This is a genomic window from Treponema zioleckii, from assembly GCF_014737315.1.
Classification (GTDB): Bacteria; Spirochaetota; Spirochaetia; order Treponematales; family Treponemataceae; genus Treponema_D; species Treponema_D zioleckii.
Genome location: NZ_JPUF01000068.1, coordinates 1 through 20903 on the forward strand (window position 1 = coordinate 1; position 20903 = coordinate 20903).

Genomic DNA, 20903 nt, shown 5'->3' on the forward strand with positions numbered 1-20903 from the left:
AATAACCCGAGTTTGAGCTACGATGGACTCGAACCATCGACAGCCGCCTTAAAAGGGCGGTGCTCTACCACCTGAGCTAGTAGCCCGTATCATTCATTGCTGAACGCTCAAATAATGTAACCCACAGTAAAAAAAATGTCAATATAAAAAAACTAATTTTTCAATTTTTTATATATTTTTTTTCGCGCAAAAAAAGTAGCTCTTTGGCATAAAAAAACGCCGGCAAGTCTTAGCCCGCCAGCGTTCGTATTTTATCTTCAAGTTCTAAAGTCGAATTGTCTCTACCATATATCTGATTGAAGTTCCTGTTGAATCTTCAATCGTCTTTTCGATTACAAAAACCAAATTCTTTCCAGTCTTATCAGAAAAAATTCTCTCAACTTTATATCCACTAACACCTTTGCGTTTTATGTCCGGTGAACCTACGATATTCTTTGAAAGAACGTTCCCGTCCTCGTCTTTGCGCTCAAAAGTAATATAGAAGGACGAATGCATATTGCTTCCAGAACCTTCTACACTCTTAATCATGTTCACATGATAAAAATAAGCTTTGTCTTCTGTGGAATTTTCAAAATCCTTAAAAACAATCTCGTTGTCACCAGATTTTGTTCCGTCACCAACGTAAAGCAAATGAGATGCATCAGCAGGCTTGCAGTTATATTTTTTTACCCACCAACCAGCCTTTGCATAAAGCTCGTCGTAAACTTTCTTTCCGTTTTTTGAAGCAGTCGCAGCCGATGGCAAAGTCCTAAAAATTCCGCCCTCAATAAAATCGTTCTTAGCTATATCAACCGCATAGATTTCTGCATATCCCTGAAATTTCTTATCAGTCCTTCCGTATTCACCAAAAATATAAGTCTTGCCGTCGCTTGAAATTCCAAGGTCTACAAATGCAGCAACATCGCCAGCGAATGAGCTGATGCTTGCCGCAAGAAAAACAAACGCACCCAAAAGAAGCTTCTTCATAAAGTCCTCCCAGACCCTTTTTCCTACAGATTCTCAAAAAAGAATCAATTTAATCATTCCCTTATATTTTCGGAATCGCTAACAAACACTTTACAGATTTTTCTCAGATGATTATCATTTAAATATGACCCTAAAATTACGAAACAGATGGATAAAATCATTTTTCTTTTTTTCTATATTTTGCATTGCAAGTGTTTCAATCTGCTTTGTATACTCAATAATCAAAAATACGATTCTTCCGCCGCCAGATTTTAAATACCCAGATTTTTTTAAGGATTTTCCGGCACTAAAAACAAATTTTTATGCGACAATAACATCGCTTTTGCTTTTTATGCTGTACGTCCCGGCGATGACTCATTTTCTTTTTAAATATTTCGAAAACACACATGCAACTGAAGTCATTTACTACACGATGTTTTTGCTTGGAAGCCTTGCAGAAATAATGAGGCTAGTCACAATCAGTTTTGGGCTTTGGCAAACGTTTTCGGACGGACTCATTCTTTTTGGTCGAATCGTGGTTTTTGGAAGGATTATCGTTACGCTGAGTTTTCTTTTCGCTTCGCTTTTGAGCGACAGTGACCAGCGACAGAATTTCGGCAGAAACCTAATGATAATGACTGCCCTCGCGACGTTTTTGGCAACAACGCTGCCGCTGAATACTGCAAGGATTTCTTCAACCGGATTCGTAACAATCGGTTTCGGCTCACTTTTCAATTCCACAAGATTTTTGATGATTGTAATTACGTTCATGTCTTTTTGGATTAAGGCAAGCACAATTGAATCAGACAAATACAAGAAAGTCGCAATTTCGTACCTAATCCTGATTTTTGGGTATCTTACGATTACGGCAGCAGACAACTTTATCTATTTGGTGCTTGGTTTTTCAATGCTTGGAATCGGAAGTTACTTTTATTTGAGCAACATCCACCAGCATTATTGGGATTATTGAAGATACTGCGCTATTCCGCCAAGCAAAACTGGAATCAGAAGATTGTCCCAGTCTTTTAACGGAAGGACTTCCACCAGCGCACCGACACTCGCAACAACCAAAGAAACAAAAGTATTTTTTGTAACCAAAAATGCAGAGCACAAAATCGCAAAAAAACAAGTGAGACTTCCGGCGGCTGTTTTTCCCTGCGAAAAAGGAACTTGAACAAGCCCAAAAGTCTTTCCCGCAAGACTTGCAGAGCCATCGCCGAATGCAAGAGCAAAGATTCCGACGGCGGCAGCTTTTTCTTGCCACAAAAGCGCGCACGCAACAATTCCAAGAACAAGCGTAACCGGCCCCATAACGAATTTATGCTCGTCACGTTTTCGGGCAGCTGCGGCAGTTATATCAGAAACGAGAGGAATTTCCACTCCCCGAATTCTGAACGATTCTGCGACCACGTACAAAATACCCGCACAACAAAGAATGATAATCACAGGAATCTTAAAAAAGTGCAGTGCGATTGGTACTAAAGCCGTGCACATATGAATCGATTTTCTAAAAAATTCTTTGCGCAGGGAAGTAAGATGCTTTTTAAATTCAATTCCAGCATGCCAGCAGAAAACTTTCATCTTTACACTTCCCCTCCAAATTCAAAAGTCTGTTTGCAACTAAAAGTATGGCTTACTGAGTAAGGATTTTTTCGCCCGTAAGCACTTTCGGAATGTCAGTATAAATTCCTGGCTCAAAATCAGGATAAGACTTAAAGATGTATTCCGAGTTCTGGGCCGCAAGATTCGAGCCTGCCATTCTAATCATGCTTGTAGGATTTCTTGTGGCAGCATCGTATGCCCGCATAGAATCAGAAAGACGAACCATAGCCTCCGCATTATACTCGCTGTCTCCAGTCTGCTTTGCGAGACGGTACAAAGTGATTCCGAGGTTGTTGTTTGTCTTAACGTACATATCAACGATTCTGCGGTCATCTTCATCAGACTGCGGTTTAGAAAGACTATGCCGAGAACGCTCATCATCAAGCTGAGCCAAAAGTTCCTTATAATATCCTTGCGCCGCAAAATTGTCACCCTTCAGCGAAAGAGTATTCGCAAGCGAAAGCAAAAGATTTTCGTCCGTTGGAACCTCTTCGTGAACTTTCAAGAATGAGTGCAATGCCTTATCATAATCCTGCTTGCCATAGCGAATCGCACCGACACGGAAATTCAATGTTGGCGTATCATTTTTGATTCTTATAGCAGTCTCGTAATTGCGCAATGCAGAATCAAGGTCACCGTTAATAAAATAATCAATGTCGCCCATGTCTGCAAAAAGTCGTCCAGTATGCTCATCACCTTCAAGACCAGTTTTTTCGTTCTCAGACTTGAACAAGTTGATTCCGCCAGTAAACACTGTCTGAGCTTTTAAATACTCATTGCTAGAAATATAAAGTTCGCCCAAGATTCTCGAAGCGTCTATCTGACGATAAGTATTCGTTTTTGACCGAACAGTTGACTTATTGAACAAATCAATTGCATTTTCCATTTCGGCAACGGCAAACACTTTATCACCGTTGTAAATATAGTATTTTGCCATATTGTAGCGTGCAACCGGATCCTTAGGATTTCCACGTTCCGCATAATCAAGCATTTTCTTAACATCCTCAATTGAAGAACGCAAATATTCATCACCGATACTCAAAGGTCCGTACAGTTTTTCCAAAAGATAACCGCTAAGTTCCGTCCAATCAGCAGGCGAAAGTTTTTTTCGGTCAGGATAGAACATATTCTTATAGATAAGAACCTCACGAAGCCTGTCCGTACGAATATAATAGCGGAGCATTCGAGAAAGCGACGTGTCATTTTCACCGTAACGCTCAATAAGTTCAGTATAGACTTTTCTTGCACTTTCATATTTCTCAGGATCTTCCCATGCCCATTCAAGGAAAATATCACCGAGAAGAAGAATTCCGTCCGCATCATTTATATGATGGTCAAGAACGTCGCGTCGCACGATTTTTTCAGCCTGTTCGTAATTGGCACGGTCATAAAGTTCCATTTCCGCGTATTCAAGACCAGCGTTTTTATCAAAATTAAAATAACCGAGAATATTTTTGTACATTTTTGCCGCGCGCTCATACTGTTTTTTTTCGCGGTAACCACGCGCAAACTTAAAGAACCATCCCTTCATCGGGCGATAATCCACAGCCTCATCAAAACAAACTTCCGACTGCGGGAACTCATTGTTCTGAATAAGAGCATAACCTTCTTTATATGCAAGATATGCACGAATCGGTTTGTAAACGAAAATTCGTCCGAGATTGAAAAGCCCGATTCCAACGAACAAAAGCACAACGCCGATAATCGCAAACGGAATGATTCGGTTTTTGAGCTGATACTGGAAAGACTGTTTGTATGCCTGATACTGAGCAAACGAACGTCTCTCGTAATCACGAGGAACGTCAATCGTAACATCAAGCATTTTCTCCATTTGAGAAGCTAACTGTCTTGCAGGAGTTTTACTGAGGATTTTCTCAATAACTTCAAATACAGCATCATCAGTAAATTCATTTTTCGCAATGAATTCTTCAATAACGATACGAAGATTCAACGGATATGCAGCAAGATTTTTCTTGAATATTGAATATTCGTCATCCGTAAGAGTATTTTTTGGGCGACCGCCGCTCGCCTTAGAGAAGTCGGCAGTATCAACCCTAGCCTTCTTTGGTCCAAAATCTGCATCCTCGGTGTCTGAAAAACCAGGAATCTCAAAATCGTCGGAAAGCAAAAAATCATCTCCGCCAGAGAATCCGCCAGGCTCCGTAACAGGGAATTCCTCATCACCAGTTTTTTTCTCGCCATCACCAGAAGACTTGCCATCAAAATCAATTGACTCGTCCATTGCAGAAAGCTCAGGCATTTCAAACGGCTCAGAAGGAACTTCAAGAGTTGCGTCAGGAATTTCAGCATTTTCGGCAGGTCCGGCAAGTTCGGCATTAAAATTGTCAGCAGGAGTTTCTGAATCAGAAGGAACCTCGCCACTTTCGCCCGAAGAAATTGCATTGTCAATGTCAAAGTTCGCCAAATCGTCCATCGGGAACGCAGAAGAGTTATCTTCACCATCACCGGCAGGTTCAACGCTCAAAGTATCTGCACCAATATCCTCTGCAAGTGGATTTTCAGAATCATTCTCATCGGCAGCCACAGCCGGCTCAAACGGCTCAGAAGAATCCTGAGAATCTGAAGAAGAAGCATCTAAATCTGGAAGTGAAATATCATCAGGCAAAGCAGAATCCGTGTCAGCGACCGAATCAAGTCCATCAAGATTTTCAGAAGCGTTTTCCTGAGAATCAGCAGATTCAGGCAAAACAGAATCCAAATCAAAACCTGCAAGCGGGTCTGCAGAATCAGCAGAAGGCGCGGCAGTAGCAGAAGTATCATTTATAAAATCATCGAGACTGTCTGCACCAATATCCGGCACGGAATCAGGATTCCCAGTTTCTTCTATATTAGTAGTAGTTTCGGCATCGGCAGTTGAATCAGTAGCTGCAATGTTATCCAAGTCAGAAAAGTCCAATGGCTCCGAAGAATCAACCGTGCCAAGATTATCTAGATTATCAAGACCGTTAAGGTCAAAATTTTCATCAATTCCAGAAACATTGTCCGTAACAGAACCTAAAAGTTCATCCAGCGAAGGGTCTTTAGTCGGTTCATCGGCAACTGCGACATCTTCAGCAGCCGTGTCAGAATCTGCCTCTGGAAGCAAGTCGTCGAGTTGTATGTCTTGAGAATCCTCTGAAACAGAAGAGACATCATCAAGATTTTCAGAAGAGTCAGTTTCTTTAGGCTCAGGAATTCCTACAATAAAATCATCAGAATCATCATCCTCAGAAATTCCCTGCGGAAAAGGGACTACGGGCTGTATTTCACCACGTTTAGCACGAATTTTAGCTTCATCACCAAGCTTTTGTATGTCATTGCTGAATTTTCTCAGCTGATTTAATCCTGGCATTTATCTTAGATTCTCCCACTACTTCTAACTATCTAAAACCGAAAACAAAATTTGTAAACAGTCTTTTTATATTTCGGCAACAAAAAGACTATGCTTTAGATTCTTATTTTTATCTTCGCATAAAGACAGCATTAAGGGAATCGAAAAAATAAGATTTTCTGAAATCCTTAATGCAAATAGATTCACTTTTTTTTTATTTTTGCCGATAATAGAATTATGAAAAAGTTCATTTTTGCAATACTGTTTTCATCTTTAGTTTTTTCTCAGGCAGCTTTCGCAAAAGACACGTCGGCAGAAAAGCCTAAGGACACATACGAATACGAAACTGTGATCAATGAAATAAAGGGTGTCTCAAAACCATATTTGAGCGGTGACTATCTTGTTTTTACGGCCAAGAACGATGCCCGCACGGTCGGAATAGCTTTTGATTTTGAGAATTACAACAAGATTCATTATTTTCACCTTCACAAAACCCGTGATTTTGAGGGAACTGTTACGGATTCATGGTTTTTCTACGTCATTGAGCGTCCTAAAAAAATAAATGAATTTTCTTACAGACTTATTATTGACGGTCTCTGGACTACGGATCCCGTCAACTCAGAAAGATACTTCAGCAACGAAGAGGGCGTTTACCTCTCCTACATGAAAATTCCGTATGCAACTCCGCCAGCGACAGAAACGCTCGATAACGGATACACACGTTTTGTGTGCATTTCTGAACCAGGCCAGAAAATCAGGATTGGCGGCACGTTCTCAAACTGGGATTCATGGATTTATGAAATGAAAGAAATTTTGCCGGGGCAGTACGAAATTGAACTTCCGCTTCCAGACGGAACTTACTACTATGCATACTACACTGGCATAAAGTCATTTATTGACACAACCAATCCGCTAAAAGGTTATTCAAAAGACGGAAAGATAGTTTCGTGCATTAACGTAACGAACAAAGCTTACTAGTTTCATTTCGAGTTTTTGATTTGCAAAGTTCGTCGGCTAAGCACGACAATGACAGACTTTGCAGAACTTCAGAATTCATATTACAAAAGATTTATCTAAAAAAAGGCAGCCTGAAAACGGTCTCGTTTACCGGCTGCCTTTTTATTTTACATAAAGTTTCCGAGTTGCTGCATCATTTTTGCCTGCAACCCACGGTTTCTTGCAAGTTTTTTCATTGTAAGGCGAGTTTTTTCGAACTGCTTGATAAGTTTATTAACGTCACTCACACTAGTTCCGCTACCTTTTGCAATTCGCTTTCGGCGGGCCGGACCAATAATAAGGTGATTTGCACGCTCTTTCTTAGTCATCGCCTGAATAATTGCTTTCTGATGTTTCATTCCGTCAAGATCAATTTTACTCTCGTCAATCTGGCCAGAAAGTCCCGGAATCATCTGAATGAGCGAAGAAATGCTACCCATTTTTCCGACTTTCTCGAACTGGTCAAGCATGTCATCAAGAGTAAAGTCGTTGCGAGCCATTTTTGCTTCAAGCTTTTTGGCTTCTTCAAGGTCAATCTGTTCCTGAGCCTTTTCAACAAGACTTACAACGTCACCCATGCCAAGAATTCGGCTTGCAATTCGCTCCGGATGGAATGGCTCAAAATCCTCTGTTTTTTCACCAGTACCAATGAACAAAATCGGTTTTCCAGTGATTGTTTTGAGTGAAAGAGCCGCACCACCACGCGCGTCAGAGTCGAACTTGGTAAGAATTACGCCAGTAAGACCAAGCTGCTCGTCAAAAGATTTTGCAATGTCAACTGCATTCTGACCAGTCATCGCATCTGCAACGAGAATTGTCTCAACAGGGTCAACACTTTTCTTAACGTTGACAAGTTCCTGCATCATCACTTCGTCAATCTGCAAACGACCCGCAGTATCCACGATTATCGTGTCAAAACCATTTTTCTTTGCGTAAGAAAGACCGTTCTTCGCAACTTTTACGGCATCTTTTTCGCCATCCTCAAAATAAACAGGAACGTCTATTTTTTCGCCGAGCACTTTCAACTGCTCAACAGCCGCAGGTCGAACAAGGTCGGCAGCAACCATGAGCGGTCGTCTGCCCTCTTTTTTGAGGCGAGCGGCAAGTTTGTGAGAAGCAGTCGTCTTACCAGCACCCTGAAGACCTAGCATAAGAATTACGCTCTGAGTATCAGGACCTTTAAGTTGCAAGTCAGTCTTTGTGTCGCCAAGAAGTTTTACGATTCTGTCATAAATAATCTTTACGAACTGCTGACCTGGATCAACCGCGCGAAGAACTTTTTCGCCCTTAGCTTCTTCTACAGTGGCATTTACGAAACGTCGAACGACACGCAAATTAACGTCGGCTTCAAGAAGAGCCATTTTTATATGTTCGACAGTTTCTTCAATATTCTTTTCCGTGATTTTTGATTTACCGCTCACAGAGCGCACAATATCACCAAAAGTATTTGTCAATTTTTCTAACATCGTGAATTTCCTATTCTTGCAGCTAGATTTTCCTCAAATCTATTCGCTAATATGCCCCTGAGTCAAAAGCTCAGTTAAAAAATCTTTCGGCTTAATCTCTTTGTTAAGGATTCTATACAAACCGTCACAAATCGTAAGCTTGAGGTTGAATTTTTGAGCGATTTCGTGAACGTACTTACAAGCCACAGCACCTTCCGAAAGATATCCGACTTCCGAAATTCTATTGATTAAATCATCAAGATTCTTAAATTTATCAAGAATATCAGTTTTTATAATATCCTGACCAAAACGGCGGTTACGGCCATATTGAGAACGGCAAGTAACATCAAGATCGCCTACGCCAGCAATAGAAGTGAACGTTTCGGCATGAGTCGCGCCCATTGCGAAACCAAGCGTCTGAATTTCATTCAAGCCAGCCGCAAGAAGAAGTGACTCCGTGTTATCTCCAAATACATCAGAATGTTCGCTCACAGCGTCAAGGCTTCCGTAAACGACCGCAATAACGTTTTTTGCAGCTGCGCAAATCTGAACACCGATAACATCAAGGCTGGAATATGCCATAAGCCCAGGAACACGAAGCAATTCCCTAAAACGAATCGAATTCTTAGGATTTTCGCTAGCCGCAATCAATCCCGTAAGTTTTCCCATTGCAACTTCTTCGGCATGAGATGGTCCAGAAACATAAACGAGAGCACTCTTATACGATTCAGGAAGGACTTCTTCAAGAGTTTCAAGAACAAGCCTAGGACCATTTTCCGACGGAATAAAGCCCTTTGTTAAAACGCCGATAACGGTGCTGCCATCTTTGATGTTCGGGACATTTAAAATCTGACGGACGGTACTTGCAAGATAAAGAGAAGGGCTTGCAAGAATCAAGAATTCTTTGTCTCTTGCAACTTCAACAATATCAGTGGAAGCCGTAAGATTCTCAGAAAGAGGATAACCTGGCAAATATCTTTTGTTTTCGTGTTCATTATTTATGCCTTCTACAACGTCGTCCTCACGTGCCCAAATCTGCACTTTATGTCCGCCGCGTGCCAAAGCCTGAGCCAAGCCAGACCCCCATGCACCAGCACCAATTACACCAACATTTTTGGAACTCATAAAAACCTCGATTTACTAAAACCATAAGGAAGCTTCATCTTTCCAATCGATGAGTTCTTCCGGTTTAAAGAAAAGATTTATTTCGCGTTCTGCACTTGTATCACTGTCAGACGCATGAATTATATTGTGACTCGTATGAGAGCAGAAATCTCCACGGATAGTTCCAGGAGCAGCCTCTGAAGGCTTTGTTGCCCCAACGACTTTTCTAACAAGCTCAACACAATCATCACCCTGCCAAACCATTGCAACAACAGGTCCACTTGTAATATAAGAAACAAGTTCATCATAAAAAGATTTTCCGGCATGCTCAGCATAATGCTTAGAAGCAAGCTCTGGAGAAATCTGCATCATTTTTAGACCAACAAGTTTCAATCCTTTATTTTCAAGTCTAGTAATAACCTGACCAACCAATCTTCGGTTCAATACACCTGGTTTACACATTGCAAAACATCTAGTACTCATTTTTTCAGTATACTCCTATAAATTGAATTTTACAATTAATGTTTTTTCTCTGTAAGAATTCGATCAACCTCATCGATTATGTCGTCCGGAGTACTCGCCCCCGCCGTAATTCCGACCGTTTCCAGAGCAAAAAATTCTTCGGGAATCTCATCCACGCTTTCAATCAAGGCCGCATGATTCGAAAGCTTCAAAGCCGTTTTAAAAAGCCGGTTTGTGTTCGCGCTGTTTTTTCCGCCGATTACGATTATTCCGTCAACTTCCTTGCAAAGTTTTTCCAATGCAGTCTGGCGTGAATAAGTTGCCGGACAAATTGAATTTACGAATTCAAAATTTTCAAGTTTTTCTTCAAGAAGATTCTGAATTTTTGCAAAAACAGAAATGCTAAAAGTTGTCTGGCTAAGAAGCACGGTCTTTTTTTGGGTGTCAAGAAGATTTTTTTCGAGAAGGGAACGAACTTCTTCTTCATCTTTCACAAGGAAAAAATTCAATTTTCGGCCAACAGATTTTGCGGCCTCTACGGCATACCCTTCGATTCCGACGACTTCGCCATGATTTTTATCACCGGCAAAAATGATATTAAAATCCTGCTCGGCATATTTAGCAGTCCGTTTTTGACTTTGCAAAACGAGCGGACAAGCCGCATTTTTTATCGTGCAGCCGATTTTCTGCAATTTTTTCTGCGTTTCGGGCGGAACTCCGTGCGCACGGATAATCACAGTATCCTGCGGGGTGAGTTTTTCAAAATCATCCTCAGAAATTATATCAAGCCCCTCAGTTGCAAGTTTCTCAAGAACGAGCGGATTATGAATCAAAGGTCCAAGAGTGTAGACTTTTCCCTGAACATGCTCGCCAAGAGATTTAATAGCAGTGTTAACAGCCCCACGAACCCCTGAACAAAAACCTAAAATTTCTGCACGAATAACTTTCATCTTTCACCTTACAGATACAAAAAAAGCAGGAAATGAAAACACTTCCTGCCTTTTTATAGAATTTTCAGAAATCAAAATCAAAACGAAAATGACTTCCGCATAAAGATTTACTCTTCAGTCTTAAACTGAGCAACATGAGGTTCAAGACCAGCTGTTGCCACAGTGAATTTATAATTTTTTCTCATAGCAGCAATGAATGCGCCAGAAATAAAGATTGATGAGTAACAACCACTAATCAAACCAACAATCAATGCTGCAGCAAAATCGTGGATTGTTCCAGTCGTAAAGAAGAACAATGCGAAAACTGCAAACAAAGTTGTGACAGTCGTGATTATAGAACGACCCAAAGTTGCAGTAAGAGCTGAGTTCAAAACATCAGTGAATGATTTTGCCTCAACAAGTTTCAAGTCGCTACGAACACGGTCAAGAATTACGACAGTGGCGTTAATTGAGTAACCGATAATCGTAAGGATTGCAGCAATTGTAGTCGTAGTGAATTTCAACTGGCTCAAAGAAATGAAAGTTACCATTATCAATGCGTCGTGAACAATAGCAATTACGGCTGCAAAAGCGAAGTCCCAGTGGAACCGAACTGTAGAATAAATAAAGATGAGTACAAGAGTTGCAAGAACCAAGATGATAGAATTCTTAATCAACGACTGGCTGAACTGAGCACTCATACTGTCAGAACTGATTACAGCAACCTCATCGGCACCAAAAGCTTCTTTTAATGCTGCAGCTGTGTCAGCCTGAATCTTTTCAACCTTCTCTTCAGCAGACAAACCGAGCCCAATCTGGAAAGTAACGTCCTTATCCTCGCCCAAAGCCTTTACATCAACATCGTCGAATGCTTTGAGAGCCGCACGAACTTCGTCAGCAGAGTGAACTTTAGCATTCTTTGCAGAATGAACGAGCATTGGAGTTGAACTGAGTTTTGAAGATGAAATTGAATCAACGAACAAGTCGCCAAAATCAAGCTCAACATCATCAACAACGACAGCAGAAACACCTTCGATTGCATTCAATTTTTCTGCAACGGCAGAAATCTTTTTATTCTCACTGTATGGAAGCGAAACAACCTGATTTTCTGCACCAATACCGCTGATTACAGCCTGCAAGCCAGAATCATTCAACTCAAGAGAAACGTCTGCGCTGCCTGTGTAAGTAACTTTTAAAACCGTAGGAGCAATTCTTACGACTTCATCAATACCAGCTTTAAAATCACGTCCGAAATTAATTCCAGAATTTGCAGTAGAGAATCTGCTTGTAACAATAGAAGAAATTCCAGTAACAATTACGATGATACTCAAAACAACTGCTACAGGGAAAAATTTACTAAACTGAATAATTTTCTTCATTATTTAACCCTCCAGCCGATGCTTACCTTTTTCTGACCAACGACGTCAGTGTTAAAGTCGAACATAAGGCGAGAAACTACGAGAGCTGTGAATACAGACGAACATACACCGATTGCGAGAGAAACCGCGAATCCCTGAATTGAGCCTGTACCCAATTTTGAAAGGAATGCAGCAGCAATAAATGTAGTAATGTTAGAGTCCATAATTGCCCAGAAAGCGTTGTCAAAACCTGCGGCAATTGCTGCGGCACGGCTCTTTCCGTTGGCAAGCTCTTCTTTAATGCGCTCAAAAATAATTACGTTGGCATCAACAGACATACCAACAGTAAGAATCATACCCGCAACGCTTGAAAGTGTGAGAGTAAGATTGAAAGCACTCAAAACAGAGAACATGATGTACATATTCAAAATCTGAGCGACAATCGCATTGAATCCAGCTCCAAGATAGAAGATGAGCATGAATCCGAGAACGGCTGCAAGACCTACTGCAAGAGCTTTAAGACCCTGCTGAATAGCCTGCTCTCCGAGAGATGAACCAACGCTCTGCTGGCTCTCTACTTCCAGAGGAACTTCAAGAGATGCCGTTCGGAGAACTTTCTGCAAGTTCAAAGCTTCTTCATTGCTAAAGCTTCCCGTAAGAGCAACCTGTCCGTCAGGAATTGCACTCTTGATTACAGCGTCAGACTTAACTTTTTCATCGCTTACAATTGCAAGACGCTCACCAACATGAGCACCTGTAAATTTAGCGAAAATCTCAGCACCTTCTGCATCAAGCAAGAAAGTAACCTCTGTCTCACCTGTTCGAGATGTTGAAACATTAGCTGTTTTTACATGGCTACCGTCGAGCGCAACTTCTTTCTTTACGACAACGTAACCTGTTCGCTCATCAAGACCGTAATCATCTTTTCGGTAAACACCGAATACTTCACAGTCATCAGGAATTACAGACGAATCCTTGAGTTTTCCGTCTGAATTGAATGCTTCGGCACGGTTCTGAGCGTAGTAGCTTGCAAAATTATTTGTAGCTTCAGTATCAACAAGGCGGAAGTTCAAGACCCCCTTTCCCATGATGATTGTGTTAACGCTTTCACCGTCAGCCTGTCCTGGGATTTCGATTGAAATTCTGTCTTCTCCCTGCTGTCGAATAACAGGAGATGTAAGACCGAATTTGTCGATTCGACCAGTCAAAGTCTCGATTGCCTGAGCCATTGCGTTTTTCTTGAACTCAACTTCGTCAGTAACATCGCCCTTAGCTTTCTGAGCTGCGAGAGCTGAATCCAAATCAGCGTGAACGATAATGTTCATACCACCGCTCAAATCAAGACCCAATTTTACAGAACTGTTATATCTATTCTTTGCATCAAGAATTTCATCACGATATTTGCCTTCGATAACTTTAAGAATGTCATCTTTTGCTGAAGAACCCGTGAAAGAATTCAAAATTGCACTTACAGTCATTACGGAAGGCGTTTCAGGAGCTTTCTGTCCCAAAGCCTTATACGCTTTTGCTGTAGCCTTAAAATTCTTTTTTGCGGCTTTTACGAGATATTCGTAAGAAGGATCAAGCTCTGCATCTGGATTTTCGTTAGCCAATTCCATGAGCTTGTCAAGTTCCTTTGACGCTTTTAGTGTGGAGTAGTCCTTGATTTTTTCAAGAGAACCGAGAGCTCGGTTCTGCTGATCTTTTGGAGTACGTGCATACCAGACGATTGAAGGCCAAAGGAATGCAAAACATACAGCAAGAACTACCAGAATAATGATAAAACGACTTCGTTTATTCATTTTTAATATAACTCCGGTATTTTTTTATTTTTTAAGCGTTAGCTGATGTGTCAGAAGTTTCTTCTTTTTCATCAACCTTTGCTTTTTTATCATTTTTATCTGCAACAGGCTCACCAATTACAGTGGCAATAGCCGTGCGGTTGAATTCGATTTTTGTACCGTCGTCAACTTTTACAATAACAGTTTTCTCTTTTGCTGCAGAGACAGTTCCGTGGATTCCACCGATTGTAACAACCTTGTCGCCCTTTTTGAGAGCATCAATCATTTTTTGGGTTTCTTTCTGTTTTTTATCTGCGGACGGATAATAAATAAATAGAAGATTCCGAGAATGATGACAAATGGAGCAATTGTCATCAAAATGCTTGGCTGTGCTGCGTTGCCCTCAGCACCTGCCTGAAGAAGATGGATAAAAGACATTTGAGTTTCCTACCTTATTTTATTAAAAATTTAAAGCCTGTCTAGAATAACATTTTACTATTCTTACGGTCAAGTTATCCGAGTGGTAGTTTTTTTGACAATAACAACTGAACACCTCTAAAAACTCAAAATTTGAATATTTTCAGAGATGTCTGCAAGTTTTTACTTTGAAAGAAGGGATTCCAGACTTGCATTCAGCTGCAAAAGTTTTTCGTCGTTCGGAGAAAGGGCAACGACTTGCTTTAGATAATACTGAGCTTTCCGATATTCCTTTTTATTGAAGTAAATCGTGTAAAGTTTAAAAAGTGAATCGCGGTTACGCGGGTTCGCGGTCAGGCTCGAACGCAAGTCCGCAAGAATCTTGTCCTCATTGCCCGAAAGCAGGCTTCGCTGAAAATAAAGAAAACTCTTCATTTTGGAAGTGCTCGAAGGCAAAAGCTGTTCAATGAGTTTTGAGGCATCTTTTGTGCGGTTCGTGGCCACAAGAACGCTTATGTACGACTGCAACGCATTTTCATCAGTTTCTTTTTCGGAATACATTTTTTTTGCGAGAGACCAAGCCTCGTCAGTTTTTCCGCTGGAAAAACAAATTTTTATGTGCATGTAAATCGCGCTGTCAGGAACGTTTTCCAAACTCAAAAGAAATGAACTGGACTTGTACGCATCTTCCCATTCCTGATGCGAAACAAATTCTTCTATTTGAATTTGAAGCGCGTCCACATTCTCAGGCTCACTCATCAGAACAATCGAAGCAAGCTGTCCTGCGCTAATTCCGTTAATCTTGCTTCCTGTTTCGGCACTTATCGCAGCCGCCTGCAAAATAACCTCGGTATCGCCAGGATACAGGGAAAGGGCAGATTCAATTGTATTCGTTGCGGCGGTAATATTCTTGTTCCACTCCTTCTGGATTTTTGAGCGGAGAATCAGATATTCTTTTTTTTGCGTGTCCGTGCGCGAATAAACGTCAAGAAGAGACGACGCCCGGATGTAATCACCTTTTTTTACAAGGATTCTGGCACGAAAAAGAATGTAGTCGGAATTTCCGCTTTCCTGCTGCAAGACTCGGCCTACAAACGCTTCGGCAGAAGCAAGGTCGCCGGCAGCGTAGGAAGTTTCGGCGCAAAGTTTTAGGACATCCCGATTCTGAGGATATTTTTTGTAGAGCGCATTCGCCTTTTCAAAAGCCAGTTTATAGTTTTTGAGCTTAAAATTCAGTTCGGCAACGGAATACAAAATTTCGAACGTATTCGGAGAAGCTTTCTGAGCCGTCTCAAAATAAGCCAGGGACTCATTGTATTTTTCAAGTCGCTTATACAAAACGCCAGAAAGATAATTTGCAATCACGGAATTTTCATTTTTTTTGAGAGCTTCTTCCAGATCGGCCTTTGCGTCGTCATAATAATCTTTTCGCGTATCAGAAATTACGAGCACAAGCGACGGAAGCATGAGAGAAAGAAAATCCGTTTTTCCAGTGCTGTAATCGTAAACGCCGTCTTTTGCCGACTCAATCGCGCCAAGGTAAGGATTAGAAATCGAAACATTCGGAAGCGCCGCGTGAAAATCCTCGGAGGGCCAGCAATATTTCATCAAATTTATTGCCACCGCAAGAAGCACGTTCTCGTTTTCAGGAGCCTTGTCCGAATTTTTTTTTAGAAGCGCAATCGCAGATTTTAGAGAATCAGGAGCTCCGTCCTCAACGAAGGCAAGGATTTTTTTATCGACCGTCGAAAAATAAGCCCTCTCCTTTCGCAAAGGAATCGCAATCCGCACGGATTCAGAGGAATCAGGAACATATTCGCTTTCAGAATCAGCCTCGGACTCTCCAGCTTCTTTTGACGAAATCTGAGCATCTTTTTTTTTGGCAGAAATATCGAAGAGAAAAAAAATCGAAAATATAAAAATACAAAATGAGGTCTTAGAACATAAAATCATTCCGAAGACTCTCCGAATCCCAGTCCGTCATTTTCTTTAATATCTTCACTCAGAACATCTCTTTCATACGGAAATTTATTGTGCGGCAATTGCTGATAAAGATAGAGAACCAAAAGAATCACCCCGCAAGCAATAATAAAAAATGGCCACCACTTTGAGACAAAATGCTTGAATGAAACTTTTGCGACCCCAGTCGAGAACGCAAGAAAAGCAAAGCCAAAAAGGATTATGAGAGTCGCAGGAAAAAGGTACACACCGCGCAAACATCGGTATTTGTAAAAACTTGCGAAAATCAGGCACATGCCGCAAATAAGAAGGCACACAGGCCAAGAAGCATTCGTTGAGACCCGGAGAATCTGCGTGTCAACGAGAAGTGCATAAATTCCCATGAGACAAAAATAACTTCCGAAGAAAAAAAAGAAATTATGTTTTTTTGAAGAAATCAGCGTAACGTAAAAAACTACGGCTCCCATTATAATCATCACCACAGGAATAAGAGGAAAGCCAAAATCAACCCGTGAAGTAAGCGCAACAAGAAGAAAGAGTCCTAAAAGAATCAATATAACTGCAAAAGCCAAAATAAAATTCAAAAAAGGAACGGTCAATTTCTTCATACGGGCATCTCTAAAAATTCAATATAGAAGGCTCAAAAAAGCCACAAATCTACTTCTTTCGATTCTACAACAATCACGCCCCACTTGCCAACACAAAAATTAAATCGGTAAAATAGAAAAAGCAAACACTCATTCGCATTCAGTTATTCTTTATTTTTGCCGATGAGAAAATTTGAAAAGTGACAGGAAAAAGATTTTGAAAAAAAATAAGATTCTATTGACGGCATTCATTTTACTCTGCGCGATTTTGTTAGGCTCTTGCCAATTCGGCAACGACTCAGATTCCAGCACGCTCACGCTCAAAACGACAATCGCACAGCTCGAAGATTTGCTGAAAGACGAGACAATAACAGAAAAAACCCGTTACGGCGTAATCAACAGAATGGCAAACCTGTATTACACGAACAAAAAATACAACGAAATGAATCTTTTTCTTGAAAGCTGGGTTGAAAATCACCCAGAAGACAGTTTTAACGCATACTGGCTTTTTATGATTGCCACGGATTACATAAACAAAAATCAGGAGCCGATTGCAGAATATTATTACGAAAGAATTTTAAAAAACTGCCCTGACTTAATAATCAACTCACAGTCAGTTCATTTTGCATGTCTGCAAAAGTTAATTCAGATTAGTAAAAATCCTTCCAACAGAATTTTCTATCTGAACACGTTCATAAATAAATTTCCGATGAACGTAAGCATTACCGAAATGAACTACAGGCTCGCCCTCGAATACGAAAAAGTCGGTGAATGGAAGCAGGCTCTAAAAGCCTATGAGTCATTTTTAAAACAGCCGGACGCGAGCACGATTCAAATTGTCGGCTACCCAGATGCGTATTTGAGCGCGCGAAAAATGGTAGACTTTAACAACTCGCCTAAGAACTGGACGTTCGAATCTCTTGAAGCTCTTGAGGCGGCCGTAAAAAAAGCACTCAGCTCATACAACGGAAGACTTCTCGACAGCTACCGCTCAAAGGTAAATTTCTTTGCCATCAGCTGGAAAGCAGACGAGAGCGACTCAACGACGCAAGAAGATTTTTACGTCAGCAGCTACATGCACGGAAACAGAATTACGTTCAGCCCTACCCTAACGGATGTTTCGTCAAACGAGGCGTATTTAAGAACATCTGGCTGGAGTTCATACATGAACGTGTGGTATTTATATTTCAGAAAAGTAAACTTTCCTGTAAAACCAGAAATTCACGGTCAATGGGAATGGGCCGGCATCTATCTCGGAGATAAATTCTAAAACGTCAATTTTTGGAACAAATCGACAAATGCACGGAAACAAAATGAAAAAAATTCAACTTCTTTCAACATGTATATTTTTTCTATTAATATGCACCATGCAAACAATGGCAGAAACAGAATCAATCTGGGAAAAAGTCGATGACGCGGAGCTTGAACCTCGCGAGCTTAACAAAGAGTCATTCGCCCTGATGCAGGATTTTTTACGCGACAATAGTTCCGACGAATCCGAAATACGGCAACCTCCGATGGACATTCCGTTTGACTACAGCTTTGACGACGAAATCATACCGCCACGAAACGCAAAACTGCTCACCGAAATCGGCGGAATAAGCGTTCCGGCAACCGAGTATGCCCAAACGATGATTCAAAAATACGTCACAAGATTTTCCAACGGATACGGAAAAAAAAATTTAATCGCAGCCCTCGACAGGGGCGAAGTCTATAGATTTTACATACGGCAGGAACTCGCAAAAAGAGGAATGCCCGCGGCACTCGAATATCTTCCGGTCGTCGAATCTGAATACAGGACACGGGCAACATCCAGAAGCGGCGCACAGGGAATCTGGCAATTCATGGAAAACTCCGTAGCACCTTTTATGATAAAAAATGACTGGATGGACGAACGAAACGACCCGTGGAAAAGCACAGATGCAGCACTTACAAAACTGCAAGAAAATTACAAAATGTTCGGTGACTGGGCAATTGCAATCGCGGCATACAACTGCGGAGCCGGCGCAATGAGAAAATTCCTGCGCGAAAATCCGGACAAGAATTTTTGGGAACTTGCGGAACTCGACGTAATGACAGAAGAAACAACTCTCTACATCCCGAAGTTCCTTGCAATAGCGGAAATTGCACTGCATCAAGACGATTACGAAGTGGAACTTCCAGAATTACAGGCCGAATCCGAGATTTACGAATTTGACATTTTGCCTGTAAAGGAAGCGATTCACCTTGCGATTCTTGCAAGCGAAATGCGAACGGATTACGACAATCTAAAAAATCTAAATGCCTCGCTAACAAGATTCATCACGCCGCCAAACCGCGAGTACGACCTGCGCCTGCCGGCAGGCATGAAAGAAACCGCCGAGGAAGCGATTGAGGCAATCCGCAAAAAACGACCTTCTGACTATTCGGGAATCCGCACGTACAAAGTGCAAGACGGCGACTCGTTATGGGGAATCGCAAGACGGAACAAGTGCACAGTTGAAGACATTTGCTTTTTGAACAATCGCAAAGAAAAGCAGATTTTAAAAATCGGCGAAGTTCTCTTGATTCCGTAAAAATTCTAAAACATGAGAGAAAATCTTCCGAAAATCTAACGAGGAAATTTTTGATGATGACTGGATTACAAAAAGCTGCAAAATTTATTTTTTCGACCGCCATACTTATAAGTTCTTCTTTTTTTATGTTTGCTGAAGAACAAGACAACACAACGATTTCGTCAACAAGTATGATTGACTGGTCAAAAAATCAGTTCATTTCGAACATAAATCTTGAAACCGAAAAAGCAGGAATCAAAATGCCTTCTGGCAAGCGTTCCGCAATTCACATAATTGACACAAAACTGCCGGTACTTTTAAAAGATCCGCTTCTATCTCTCTACGTAAATTCAACGCAGACGCTCGGAGATTTGGTTCTTGACGAGGACGTTACGCTCGAAAAAATCACACAGATTATCGATGCAGGAAAAAAGACTCCTGGCGTATTCGTAAACGAAACGTCAACGTTGCGAACAACGCACACTCTCAATCTTATAAATATTTCTTCAACAATGGTAAAGCACAACACTCCGTACAAAAACCCAAAGCCAATCGAAAAGATTTCTTCGCGGGCATACAGCGGAATTATCATTGATGCACGAGGACTTCTTCCAGTTCACGGAGAATTTATTTCTGACAGGACTTATCCATGTTTCTTCCCTGAGATTTGGGACGAGGATATGAATCTTATCTACGAAAAAAATATGGGAAATCCTGACTTGCAAAAACAGCAGGGACTGATTCATTATGACTGGAGTGATGATGAATCAAAATACTCAAACCGCGTAGGGCTTGACCCAATGCACATTCGCGCGAGAAAAGTTTACGGTGAGCTTCGCACAGACCCTGTTATTTCGCGAAAAGACGCGTTAAAAATCCTTACCGTGCCAGAAAATCTCCAGCTTCTAAAAGACGGAAAAATAGTCGTTCTTCTTGACAAAGAAAATTTGGTTCACGCGGTTGACGCACCAGAAAAAACAGATTCTTATTACACGGCATTCAAACATCTAAAAGAAACGCTTGAGACAAACACTGAAAAAGGCCCAAAAGTTGCGGAAGGTGGTCCAGGAATTCAGCTCGTTTATGATTTTAAATTCGTTGCAGACAGTCCAAAACTTTTGGCTTCGGAGTTGCCAGAAATCGAAAAACTTGCACGAGAACTTATAAAAATCGATGCAAATCACAAATATACAATTCTTGTAGAAGGTCACACTGCAGACGTAAATAAGCCTGATGGTCAGATGAAACTTTCTGTAGAGCGAACTCAGACGATTATAAATGAACTTGTAAAGAACGGACTCAACAAAGAGATATTCAGCTCAAAAGGTTACGGCGGAACTGAACCAATTGCAACGAACGAAACTGCGGAAGGTCGTGCAAAAAACAGGCGTGTCGTAATCACGGTCCGCCCAAAATCAAGAACGTTCATTCAGAAAAAGAAATAGCTAAAAAA

The 20903-nt window shown here is 41.1% G+C and carries 18 protein-coding genes and 1 tRNA gene; 5 read left to right on the forward strand and 14 right to left on the reverse strand.

The genetic code is table 11. The features are described from left to right. Nucleotides 1–13 precede the first annotated feature (13 nt). A tRNA-Lys gene (locus tag JI65_RS14355) sits at nucleotides 14–86 on the reverse strand. Between the two features lie 178 nt (nucleotides 87–264). Further along, nucleotides 265–966 carry a DUF2259 domain-containing protein gene (locus tag JI65_RS14360; RefSeq protein ID WP_191017838.1) on the reverse strand — a complete coding sequence of 234 codons (702 nt, stop codon included), beginning with the start codon at nucleotides 964–966 and terminating at the stop codon, nucleotides 265–267. 124 nt (nucleotides 967–1090) lie between these two features. On the opposite strand from JI65_RS14360, the gene JI65_RS14365 reads away from it, so the two are divergent. Continuing rightward, entirely contained in the window at nucleotides 1091–1915 is an 825-nt protein-coding gene (locus JI65_RS14365) for a hypothetical protein (RefSeq protein ID WP_191017840.1), read from the forward strand. Here the strand turns inward: JI65_RS14365 and JI65_RS14370 are convergent. Together JI65_RS14370 and flcA are read right to left on the reverse strand one after the other, a co-directional pair. Next, on the reverse strand, nucleotides 1909–2526 hold the full coding sequence (locus JI65_RS14370) for a diacylglycerol/polyprenol kinase family protein (protein ID WP_191017841.1): 618 nt from the start codon (nucleotides 2524–2526) through the stop codon (nucleotides 1909–1911). The two genes, JI65_RS14365 and JI65_RS14370, sit on opposite strands and share 7 nt — an antisense overlap. A gap of 52 nt (nucleotides 2527–2578) precedes the next feature. After that, nucleotides 2579–5899: a periplasmic flagellar collar protein FlcA gene (flcA, locus tag JI65_RS14375; protein ID WP_191017843.1), complete on the reverse strand. Its 3321-nt coding sequence runs from the start codon at nucleotides 5897–5899 to the stop codon at nucleotides 2579–2581. A gap of 216 nt (nucleotides 5900–6115) precedes the next feature. Between flcA and JI65_RS14380 the strand changes: the two genes are divergently transcribed. Further along, nucleotides 6116–6856, forward strand: coding sequence for an isoamylase (locus tag JI65_RS14380; RefSeq protein ID WP_191017845.1), 741 nt, complete (start codon nucleotides 6116–6118; stop codon nucleotides 6854–6856). 146 nt (nucleotides 6857–7002) lie between these two features. Here the strand turns inward: JI65_RS14380 and ffh are convergent, their stop codons facing one another. The 10 genes from ffh to JI65_RS14425 form a co-directional block, all read right to left on the reverse strand. Continuing rightward, complete coding sequence (gene ffh / locus JI65_RS14385) at nucleotides 7003–8340, reverse strand: signal recognition particle protein (protein ID WP_191017846.1); 1338 nt, start codon at nucleotides 8338–8340, stop codon at nucleotides 7003–7005. Between the two features lie 39 nt (nucleotides 8341–8379). Beyond that, the gene (locus JI65_RS14390) at nucleotides 8380–9444 is read right to left on the reverse strand and encodes an NAD(P)H-dependent glycerol-3-phosphate dehydrogenase (RefSeq protein ID WP_191017848.1); all 1065 of its coding nucleotides are present in this window, start codon (nucleotides 9442–9444) and stop codon (nucleotides 8380–8382) included. 15 nt (nucleotides 9445–9459) lie between these two features. Then, the gene (ndk, locus tag JI65_RS14395) at nucleotides 9460–9906 is read right to left on the reverse strand and encodes a nucleoside-diphosphate kinase (RefSeq protein ID WP_191017849.1); all 447 of its coding nucleotides are present in this window, start codon (nucleotides 9904–9906) and stop codon (nucleotides 9460–9462) included. 35 nt (nucleotides 9907–9941) lie between these two features. Next, nucleotides 9942–10835, reverse strand: a complete 894-nt coding sequence (gene ispH, locus JI65_RS14400; RefSeq protein WP_191017851.1) for a 4-hydroxy-3-methylbut-2-enyl diphosphate reductase — start codon at nucleotides 10833–10835, stop codon at nucleotides 9942–9944. A 107-nt stretch (nucleotides 10836–10942) separates the two neighbouring features. Beyond that, nucleotides 10943–12193 carry a protein translocase subunit SecF gene (gene secF, locus JI65_RS14405; protein WP_191017852.1) on the reverse strand — a complete coding sequence of 417 codons (1251 nt, stop codon included), beginning with the start codon at nucleotides 12191–12193 and terminating at the stop codon, nucleotides 10943–10945. Then, nucleotides 12193–13974 (reverse strand): protein translocase subunit SecD, encoded by a 1782-nt coding sequence (gene secD / locus JI65_RS14410; RefSeq protein WP_191017854.1) that lies wholly within the window; start codon nucleotides 13972–13974, stop codon nucleotides 12193–12195. The genes secF and secD overlap by 1 nt, the downstream gene beginning before the upstream one ends. 31 nt (nucleotides 13975–14005) lie before the next feature. Beyond that, nucleotides 14006–14239: a preprotein translocase subunit YajC gene (gene yajC, locus JI65_RS17700; RefSeq protein ID WP_340138451.1), complete on the reverse strand. Its 234-nt coding sequence runs from the start codon at nucleotides 14237–14239 to the stop codon at nucleotides 14006–14008. Then, entirely contained in the window at nucleotides 14236–14391 is a 156-nt protein-coding gene (locus JI65_RS17705; RefSeq protein ID WP_340138452.1) for a hypothetical protein, read from the reverse strand. The genes yajC and JI65_RS17705 overlap by 4 nt, the downstream gene beginning before the upstream one ends. A 162-nt stretch (nucleotides 14392–14553) precedes the next feature. Beyond that, nucleotides 14554–16323, reverse strand: coding sequence for a tetratricopeptide repeat protein (locus JI65_RS14420; RefSeq protein ID WP_191017855.1), 1770 nt, complete (start codon nucleotides 16321–16323; stop codon nucleotides 14554–14556). Further along, nucleotides 16320–16937, reverse strand: a complete 618-nt coding sequence (locus JI65_RS14425) for a hypothetical protein (protein ID WP_191017857.1) — start codon at nucleotides 16935–16937, stop codon at nucleotides 16320–16322. Before JI65_RS14425 ends, JI65_RS14420 begins: the two co-directional genes overlap by 4 nt. 196 nt (nucleotides 16938–17133) lie before the next feature. Between JI65_RS14425 and JI65_RS14430 the strand changes: the two genes are divergently transcribed. From JI65_RS14430 to JI65_RS14440, 3 genes are all read left to right on the forward strand, one after another. Continuing rightward, nucleotides 17134–18186, forward strand: a complete 1053-nt coding sequence (locus JI65_RS14430) for a tetratricopeptide repeat protein (RefSeq protein WP_191017859.1) — start codon at nucleotides 17134–17136, stop codon at nucleotides 18184–18186. A gap of 106 nt (nucleotides 18187–18292) precedes the next feature. Continuing rightward, the gene (locus tag JI65_RS14435) at nucleotides 18293–19471 is read left to right on the forward strand and encodes a lytic transglycosylase domain-containing protein (protein WP_191017860.1); all 1179 of its coding nucleotides are present in this window, start codon (nucleotides 18293–18295) and stop codon (nucleotides 19469–19471) included. Nucleotides 19472–19524: 53 nt separating this feature from the next. Continuing rightward, nucleotides 19525–20895, forward strand: coding sequence for an OmpA family protein (locus JI65_RS14440; protein ID WP_191017862.1), 1371 nt, complete (start codon nucleotides 19525–19527; stop codon nucleotides 20893–20895). The last annotated feature ends 8 nt before the right edge of the window (nucleotides 20896–20903 follow it).